This is a genomic window from Evtepia gabavorous, assembly GCF_003425665.1.
GTDB lineage: Bacteria > Bacillota > Clostridia > Oscillospirales > Oscillospiraceae > Evtepia > Evtepia gabavorous.
Window position 1 is genome coordinate 1 of sequence record NZ_QQRQ01000043.1, and the last position, 8344, is coordinate 8344.

Annotated in this window: 9 protein-coding genes; all 9 read left to right on the forward strand. The window is 62.0% G+C overall.

Annotated features, from left to right (window positions below; all coding sequences use genetic code 11):
- Nucleotides 1–798: DNA polymerase Y family protein (locus tag DV520_RS11750; protein ID WP_420810951.1), on the forward strand; the 798-nt coding region annotated here is incomplete at its 5' end.
- Complete coding sequence (locus tag DV520_RS11755; protein WP_021919014.1) at nucleotides 795–1076, forward strand: DUF1294 domain-containing protein; 282 nt, start codon at nucleotides 795–797, stop codon at nucleotides 1074–1076. The genes DV520_RS11750 and DV520_RS11755, both read left to right, overlap by 4 nt.
- A gap of 203 nt (nucleotides 1077–1279) precedes the next feature.
- A complete protein-coding gene (locus DV520_RS11760) occupies nucleotides 1280–1522 on the forward strand; it encodes a L7Ae/L30e/S12e/Gadd45 family ribosomal protein (RefSeq protein WP_021919015.1) in 243 nt (80 codons plus the stop codon).
- Nucleotides 1523–1612: 90 nt separating this feature from the next.
- On the forward strand, nucleotides 1613–2035 hold the full coding sequence (gene rpsL, locus DV520_RS11765; protein WP_021919016.1) for a 30S ribosomal protein S12: 423 nt from the start codon (nucleotides 1613–1615) through the stop codon (nucleotides 2033–2035).
- Between the two features lie 214 nt (nucleotides 2036–2249).
- The gene (rpsG, locus tag DV520_RS11770) at nucleotides 2250–2720 is read left to right on the forward strand and encodes a 30S ribosomal protein S7 (RefSeq protein WP_021919017.1); all 471 of its coding nucleotides are present in this window, start codon (nucleotides 2250–2252) and stop codon (nucleotides 2718–2720) included.
- A gap of 18 nt (nucleotides 2721–2738) precedes the next feature.
- Nucleotides 2739–4841: an elongation factor G gene (gene fusA, locus DV520_RS11775; RefSeq protein WP_021919018.1), complete on the forward strand. Its 2103-nt coding sequence runs from the start codon at nucleotides 2739–2741 to the stop codon at nucleotides 4839–4841.
- A gap of 140 nt (nucleotides 4842–4981) precedes the next feature.
- Nucleotides 4982–6184, forward strand: coding sequence for an elongation factor Tu (tuf, locus tag DV520_RS11780; RefSeq protein WP_021919019.1), 1203 nt, complete (start codon nucleotides 4982–4984; stop codon nucleotides 6182–6184).
- Nucleotides 6185–6279: 95 nt separating this feature from the next.
- Nucleotides 6280–7134, forward strand: coding sequence for a mechanosensitive ion channel family protein (locus DV520_RS11785; RefSeq protein WP_021919020.1), 855 nt, complete (start codon nucleotides 6280–6282; stop codon nucleotides 7132–7134).
- A gap of 85 nt (nucleotides 7135–7219) precedes the next feature.
- Entirely contained in the window at nucleotides 7220–8269 is a 1050-nt protein-coding gene (locus DV520_RS11790; protein ID WP_117142990.1) for an FUSC family protein, read from the forward strand.
- Nucleotides 8270–8344: the final 75 nt, after the last annotated feature.

An 8344-nucleotide genomic window follows, 5' to 3' on the forward strand; every position in this document is an offset into this window, starting at 1 on the left:
TTTGCCAAGCTGGGCAGCGACTACAAAAAGCCCGACGCCACCACGGTCATTTCCCGGGAACAGGTGCCCCAGATTCTCTGGCCCCTGCCGGTGACGGACCTGCTCTTTGTGGGGCGGGCCTCCGCCCGGATGCTGGCGGAGCACCACATCCATACCATTGGGGACCTGGCCCGCGCCCGCCGGGAGGACCTGAAGAAATGGCTGGGCAAACACGGGGAGCAGCTCCACGACGCGGCCAACGGCTGGGACCACAGCCTTGTCCGCCCGGCGGGAGAGACCCCGCCTCCCAAGTCCGTGGGAAACGGCCTCACCTTCCGCCGGAATTTGACGGGAGCGGAGGAGATCCAGGCGGGGGCCCAGCTGTTGGCGGAACGGGTGGCCCTGCGGCTGCGGCGGCATCAGCTCAAGTGTACCACGGTGCAGGTGTCCCTGCGCAGCCCGGAGTTTAAGACCATCCAACGCCAAAAGGGGACCCCCGCCCCCACCAATGTCTCCCGGGTGATCTTCCAGTGCGTGGTGGAGCTGCTGGAGGGGACCTGGAACTGGTCGGCCCCCCTGCGGGCCATGACCATCACCGCCGCCGGACTGGTGCCGGAGGAGGAGGCGGGGGAGCAGCTGGACCTCTTCACCCCCCAGGCCGCTGTGCGGCGGGGCAAACAGGAGAAGCTGGAGCGGACCATGGATGCCCTCCGGGACCGATATGGCCCCCATGTCATCGGCTACGCCTCCCGGCAGACCCAGACCGCCCGGGAGATCGCCGGGGACGAGACCGGAAAACGAAAGGAGGAATCCCCATGAGCGCCGGTGTACTGCTGTGGATTTTGGGCTGGAACGTGGCCGCCTTCTGCCTTATGGGCGTGGACAAGTGGAAGGCCAAACACGGCAGATGGCGTCTGCCGGAGAAGGTTCTCTTTCTGTCCGCCCTGGCCGGGGGGAGCGTGGGCGCCCTGCTGGGTATGGGCTTTTTCCGCCACAAGACCCGCCACTGGACCTTTCGCCTGGGGATGCCGGCCATTCTGATCCTGCAAGTGGCGGCCCTGACGGCCTGGACATACTGGGATGTTTTCCTCCGATAGGGGGAGGGCCTGCCCCGGGGGGACAAAGTGCCCAAGCACAGCCCCTCCCGGCGGTGATCTTCCCACAGAGTCACTACTTGACGGGAGGAAGAAATTGTGCTAAAATCCGAGATTGCGATGAACTATTTTTGACGGGCAAAATCCGTCGGAATGGGAAGCATGGGGCCGGTTCGAGACGGCCTGGAAAGGGGAGAGACCGCGCGATGCTGACCGATCTGAAGTCTGCCAAAAAGGTGACGGGGGCCAAGCAGGTCACCCGTGCCCTGAAAAACGGGACGGCCCGCCGGGTCTTTCTGGCCCAAGACGCCGACCCCCGGGTGACAGAACCCATCGAGCTTCTCTGCCGGGAGCAGGGAACCGAGACCGAGGCCGTGGCAACCATGGCCGCCCTGGGCAGTGCCTGCGGCATCGCTGTGGGCAGCGCGGTGGCCGCCGTGGTGGACTGACCCAGACTTTTTTCGATATTCGCCGCATAGGCTTTGTCCTGGGCGGTTAGAATATAAATCCATTGTAATTTTTGAGAAAGGAGGAACCACATGCCTACGTTTAATCAGCTGGTTCGCAAGGGAAGAGAACAGGCGACCTACAAGTCCAACTCTCCTGCCATGCAGAAGGGCCTGAACACCCTGAAGAACAAGGAGACCGACCTGCCCTCCCCCCAGAAGAGAGGGGTGTGCACCGCCGTTCGTACCTCTACCCCCAAGAAGCCCAACTCCGCACTGCGGAAGATCGCCCGTGTGCGTCTGACCAATGGCTATGAGGTGACCGCTTACATCCCCGGTGTGGGCCACAACCTGCAGGAGCACTCTGTGGTCATGATCCGCGGCGGCCGTGTCAAGGACCTGCCCGGTGTGCGTTACCACATCATCCGCGGCAGCCTGGATACCCAGGGGGTCAACGGCCGGATGCAGGCCCGCTCCAAGTACGGCGCCAAGAGACCCAAGGCCGGCAAGAAGTAAGGAGCCCGGGAAGCACATTTTTTGACTGATTTTTTGCGCTCAGCGCAAAGCAAAGGCTTTGCCGTGAGTCGCTTACCATAGAAATCCGGTACATGGTACAGGGTTTGGGGAAGCTCTCAAGGCAGGCACGGGACAAGGTCTGCTTGTCCCACACGGAAAGCAGCGGCTTTTCGAGTACCTATGAAATCATTTTTTTATGAAGGAGGGAAGCAAAGTGCCCAGAAGAGGAAACGTACCCAAGCGGGAAGTGTTGCCCGATCCTATGTACCGTTCCGTACTGGTAACTAAGCTGATCAACAGCATTATGCTCGACGGCAAGAAAGGCGTGGCACAGAAAGTGGTTTACAGCGCCTTTGACATTGTCAAGGAGCAGACCGGCAAGGATCCCCTGGAGGTCTTCACCGCCGCCATGGAGAACATCATGCCGTCCCTGGAGGTCAAGGCCCGCCGTGTGGGCGGCGCCACCTATCAGGTGCCCATGGAAGTGCGCCCGGAGCGCCGCCAGACCCTCGGCCTGCGCTGGCTGACCACCTATGCCCGCAAGCGCAGCGAACGGACCATGAAGGAGCGTCTGGCCGCAGAGCTGATGGACGCCGCCAACAACCTTGGCAGCGCCGTGAAGAAGCGGGAAGAGGTCCATAAGATGGCCGAGTCCAACAAGGCATTCGCACACTTCCGCTGGTAATCTGGAGGAAAAAGAAGAATGGCACGTAAAGTTACTCTGGAAAACACCAGAAACATCGGCATCATGGCCCACATCGACGCCGGAAAAACCACCACCACCGAGCGAATCCTGTATTACACCGGCGTCAACTATAAGATCGGTGAGACCCATGACGGCACCGCCACCATGGACTGGATGGCCCAGGAACAGGAGCGGGGCATCACCATCACCTCCGCCGCCACCACCTGCTACTGGACCGGCACCGCCGGCCAGTTCCCCCAGACCCGGATCAACATCATTGACACCCCGGGCCACGTGGACTTCACCGTGGAGGTGGAGCGTTCCCTGCGGGTGCTGGACGGTTCTGTCACCGTCATGTGCGCCAAGGGCGGCGTGGAGCCCCAGTCTGAGACAGTGTGGCGCCAGGCCGACCACTATAAGGTCCCCCGCATGATCTACGTCAACAAGATGGACATCATGGGCGCGGACTTCTACAACGTTTTGAACATGATTCATGACCGCCTCAAGTGCAACGCGGTGCCCATCCAGCTGCCCATCGGCAGCGAGGAGACCTTCAAGGGCATCATTGACCTGGTGGAAATGAAGGCCGACGTCTATTACGACGCCGAGGGCAAGGACATGCGGGTGGAGGAGATCCCCGAGGACATGATGGACCTGGCCCAGGAGTACCGGACCAAGCTCATCGACGCCTGCGCCGACCTGGACGAGGAGCTCATGATGCTGGCCCTGGAGGATGAGCCCATCCCCGCGGACATGATCCGGGCCGCCCTGCGCAAGGGCACCATTGAGAACCTGCTGGTCCCCGTGACCTGCGGCACCTCCTACCGGAACAAGGGGGTCCAGAAGCTCCTGGACGCCATCGTGGACTACATGCCCTCCCCCCTGGACATCCCCGCCATCAAGGGCGTGAACCCCGACACCGGCGACGAGGACGAGCGTCCCGCCGACGACAAGGCCCCCTTCTCCGCCCTGGCCTTTAAGATTGCCGCCGACCCCTATGTGGGCCGTCTGTCCTTTATCCGCGTGTACTCCGGCGTGCTGAACACCGGCACCTCCGTGCTCAACTCCACCAAGCGGCAGAGAGAGCGCATCGGCCGGATTCTGCAGATGCACGCCAACCACCGGGAGGACATTGAGACCGTCTACTCCGGCGACATCGCCGCCGTGGTGGGTCTGAAGAACTCCACCACCGGCGACACCCTGTGCGACGACAAGGCCCCCATCATTCTGGAGTCCATGGAGTTCCCCGAGCCCGTCATCCGGGTGGCCATCGAGCCCAAGACCAAGGCCGGCCAGGAAAAGATGGGCGTGGCCCTCATGAAGCTGGCCGAGGAGGACCCCACCTTCAAGACCTACACCGACGAGGAGACCGGCCAGACCATCATCGCCGGCATGGGCGAGCTCCACCTGGAGATCATCGTGGACCGTCTGCTCCGGGAGTACAAGGTGGAGGCCAACGTGGGCGCACCCCAGGTGGCCTACAAGGAGACCATCAAGAAGTCGGTGGAGCAGGACACCAAGTATGCCCGGCAGTCCGGCGGTAAGGGCCAGTACGGTCACGTGAAGATCCGTGTGGAGCCCAACGAGTCCGGCAAGGGCTATGAGTTCGTCAACGAGATCGTGGGCGGCGCCATCCCCAAGGAGTATATCCCCGCCGTGGACGCCGGCATTCAGGGCGCCATGGAGGCCGGTATTCTGGCCGGCTACCCCGTGGTGGACGTGAAGGTCACTCTGTACGACGGCTCCTTCCACGAGGTGGACTCCTCCGAGATGGCCTTTAAGATCGCCGGTTCCATGGCCTTCAAGGAGGCCTGCCGGAAGGCCAACGCCTGCCTGCTGGAGCCCATCATGAAGGTCTCCGTCATCGTCCCCGAGGACTACATGGGCGATGTCATCGGCGATTTGAACTCCCGCCGCGGACAGATCCAGGGCATGGAGGCCCGCCCCGGCGCCCAGCAGATCGACGCGCTGGTTCCCCTGTCCGAGATGTTCGGCTACGCCACCGACCTGCGCAGCCGAACCCAGGGCCGCGGCCAGTACTCCATGGAGCCCCACAGCTATGTGGAGATTCCCAAGTCCATCACCGACAAGATTGTCGAGAAGCGCAACGGCGCGGAATAACTGGAATTTTCTTGGAATTGTGCAAGAAATCCGGATTTTCCCGTTGTAATTTCAAGGGATATCCTGTAAAATAGGACTACCTGAAATCGCATGATCAGTAAAACAGCCTTTTGTCTGTATTTTGAGGAGGATTATCAATCATGGCCAAGCAAAAGTTTGAAAGAACCAAGCCCCACGTAAACATCGGTACCATCGGTCACGTTGACCATGGTAAGACCACCCTGACCGCTGCCATCACCAAGTACCTGGCCCTGCAGGGCAAGGCTCAGTTCGAGGATTATTCCAGCATCGACAAGGCCCCCGAGGAGAGAGAGCGCGGCATCACCATCAACACCGCTCACGTGGAGTATGAGACCGACGTCCGTCACTATGCCCACGTTGACTGCCCGGGCCACGCCGACTATATCAAGAACATGATCACCGGTGCTGCCCAGATGGACGGCGCGATCCTGGTCATCGCCGCCACCGACGGCCCCATGGCCCAGACCCGTGAGCACATCCTGCTGGCCCGTCAGGTGGGCGTGCCCGCCATCGTCGTCTTCCTGAACAAGGTTGACCTGCTGGACGACGAGGAGCTGCTGGAGCTGGTGGAGATGGAAGTCCGCGAGCTGCTGAGCAAGTATGAGTTCCCCGGCGATGACCTGCCCGTCATCAAGGGTTCCGCTCTGAACGCCCTGACCTGCGAGTCCGACGACCCCAACGCCCCTGACTATGCCTGCATCAAGGAGCTCATGGACGCTGTTGACAGCTACATCCCCACACCTCCCCGTGATGACTCGCTGCCCTTCCTGATGCCCGTGGAGGACGTGTTCACCATCACCGGCCGTGGCACCGTGGCCACCGGCAGAGTGGAGCGTGGCCAGATCAAGATGGGCGACGCCGTGGAGATCGTCGGCCTGGCCGAGGAGAGCAAGAAGTCCGTCATCACCGGCATCGAGATGTTCCGCAAGCTGCTGGACTATGCTGAGGCCGGCGACAACGTGGGCACCCTGCTGCGTGGTATCGACAAGAAGGAGATCGAGAGAGGCCAGGTTCTGGCTAAGCCCGGCTCCATCAAGCCCCACACCAAGTTCTCTGGCCAGGTGTACGTCCTGTCCAAGGACGAGGGCGGCCGTCATACCCCCTTCTTCAACAACTATCGTCCTCAGTTCTACTTCCGTACCACCGACGTGACCGGCGTCATCTCCCTGCCCGAGGGCGTTGAGATGTGCATGCCCGGCGACAACGTGGTCATGAACGTGGAGCTGATCACCCCCATCGCCATTGAGAAGGGCCTGCGCTTCGCTATCCGTGAGGGTGGCCGTACCGTGGGTTCCGGCGTTGTTACCGAGACCGCTGAGTAAGTTTCTCACGTTTTTCAGAAGGGCAAAGCCTCTGCTTTGCCCTTCTGTTTTTTTCTATGGAGCCATTGTTCCACGTGCTGAGAGGAGGCGGAGACATGAGTACAAGCACCATTGACACAGAAACCCTGGAGAACAGCGTGCAGACCGGGGTGAACCAGCTGCTGCGGGGGGGCTGGGGGGAGGCCCTGAAGACCATCCTATTTGCCCTTTTGCTGCTGGTCATCTGTCTGGTGATCAAGGCCATTTTGCTCAAACTGCTGGACCGGGGATTGAACCGCTTCAGCCAGGTGGAGAAGAGCCTGCACACCTTCATCCGGTCCATGGCCAATATCCTGCTGTGGTTTATTACCCTCATGGTGGTGGCGGATTCCCTGGGCATCAACGCCAGCTCCCTGCTGGCCCTGGTGAGCATTCTGGGTCTGGCGGTCTCCCTGTCGGTGAAGGACAGCTTGTCCAACCTGGCCGGGGGACTGACCATCCTGGGGACGAAACCCTTTAAGGTGGGGGACTATGTGGAGATTGGAGAGACAGGGGGGACGGTGCAGGAGATCGGCCTGGTGTACACCAAGCTGACCACCATTGACAACCGGCGCATCCTGATGCCCAACAGCCTTGTGGTGGATGCCCAGGTGACCAACTACACCACGGAGCCCCTGCGCCGGGTGGATCTGACGGTGTCGGCCTCCTATGACGCGCCGGTGGAGAAGGTGAAGCAGACCATCCAGGGGGTGCTGAAGGATCACGACAAAATCCTGCTGGACCCGCCCCCCTTTGCCCGTCTGTCTGGGTATGGGGACAGCGCCATGGAGTATACCATCCGGGTCTGGTGCGAGAACGGGGACTACTGGACGGTGTACCACGACCTGCTGGAGGAGATCAAAACCGCCTTTGACCGGGAGCACATCTCCATCCCCTATCCCCACCTGGAGGTCAAACTTCACCAGTCCTGAGGGACCAGACCGGGGGCGCAGAGGCGTTGCCTTTTGGTGGAAGATATGCTATCATGGGCCTGTTTTCAAAAGAGGAGGGCGAAGGATGACCTTTTATCAGGAACTGCAGCTCAATCAGGCGGGCTCCAAGCTGATGATCCAGGAGGCGGTGGGAAGGCGGGCCAAGGCCTGGCACCTGCTGGTATATCTGGTGAAGATTCTGCTGACCATGGTGTTCTGTGTGGCCTTTGTCACCCTGTACGGCTGGGTGTTTGGGGCGGAGAACAACATTGTGGGCGTGGTGGTTCTGCTCTGCCTGATGGTGTTCCGGCAGGCGGACCTGGGCATGCGGCGGGGCCAGAGCCTGCTGGCCCTGGGTCTTGTGTTTCTGGTGCTGGCCTTTGGCCCCCGGCTGGCCAACCTGGCGGAGCTGGGCGGGGAACTGGCTGTCCATGGCCTGAGTCTGCTGGTGATCCTGGTGCTGGGCTGCCACAATGTGGGGATGGGGAACCATCTGACCCTGGTGCTGGGGTATCTGCTGCTGTATGGCTATGACGTGGAGGCGGCGGCATTTCCCAGCCGGCTGGCGGCCCTGGCAGTGGGCTGCGGCCTGACCCTGCTGGTCTATGCCCGGAACCACAGAGCGGACCCCTATTGGGAGGGCATTCCCGCCGTGCTCCGCGCCTGGAGCTTGGGGGAGGCGCGCAGCCGCTGGCAGCTGAAGGCGGCCTTCGGGGTGGCCACGGCCCTGGTGCTGGCCCATGGTCTGGGCTTTCCCCGGCCCATGTGGATGGGGATTGCCGCCATGTCGGTGTTGCTGCCCAGCCGGCAGGCCATTCCCGGCCGGGTGAAGGGACGGATCTGGGGCAACCTGGCGGGGGGCGCGGGCTTTTGCCTGCTGTACTGCCTGCTGCCGGGCAGTCTGCTGCCCTATCTGGGGATTTTCGGCGGCATTGGCGTGGGCCTTTCGGCCACCTATGGCTGGCAGGCGGTGTTTAACTCCCTGGGCGCCATGTCCATCATGGTGGGAACCCTGGGCCTGCCCGGCGTGGTGCTCTTCCGGGTGGGCAACAACGCCCTGGGCGCCCTATACGCCTGGGCCGTGGACCGGCTGGCCGGCCCCGCCTGGCGGGTGCTGCGGCGCGCCGCCAGCTGAATGCGGTGCAGAAACGCCGCCCACCGTGGGATAACGGCGGGCGGCGTTGTCTTTGTTTGCGGGGGGGACCCGTTC

Coding starts and splice junctions, on each gene's coding strand:
- DV520_RS11790 (WP_117142990.1), top strand. CDS start 7,220: ATGACCTTTTATCAGGAACTGCAGCTCAATCAGGCGGGCTCCAAGCTG.
- DV520_RS11755 (WP_021919014.1), top strand. CDS start 795: ATGAGCGCCGGTGTACTGCTGTGGATTTTGGGCTGGAACGTGGCCGCC.
- tuf (WP_021919019.1), top strand. CDS start 4,982: ATGGCCAAGCAAAAGTTTGAAAGAACCAAGCCCCACGTAAACATCGGT.
- DV520_RS11760 (WP_021919015.1), top strand. CDS start 1,280: ATGCTGACCGATCTGAAGTCTGCCAAAAAGGTGACGGGGGCCAAGCAG.
- rpsL (WP_021919016.1), top strand. CDS start 1,613: ATGCCTACGTTTAATCAGCTGGTTCGCAAGGGAAGAGAACAGGCGACC.
- fusA (WP_021919018.1), top strand. CDS start 2,739: ATGGCACGTAAAGTTACTCTGGAAAACACCAGAAACATCGGCATCATG.
- DV520_RS11785 (WP_021919020.1), top strand. CDS start 6,280: ATGAGTACAAGCACCATTGACACAGAAACCCTGGAGAACAGCGTGCAG.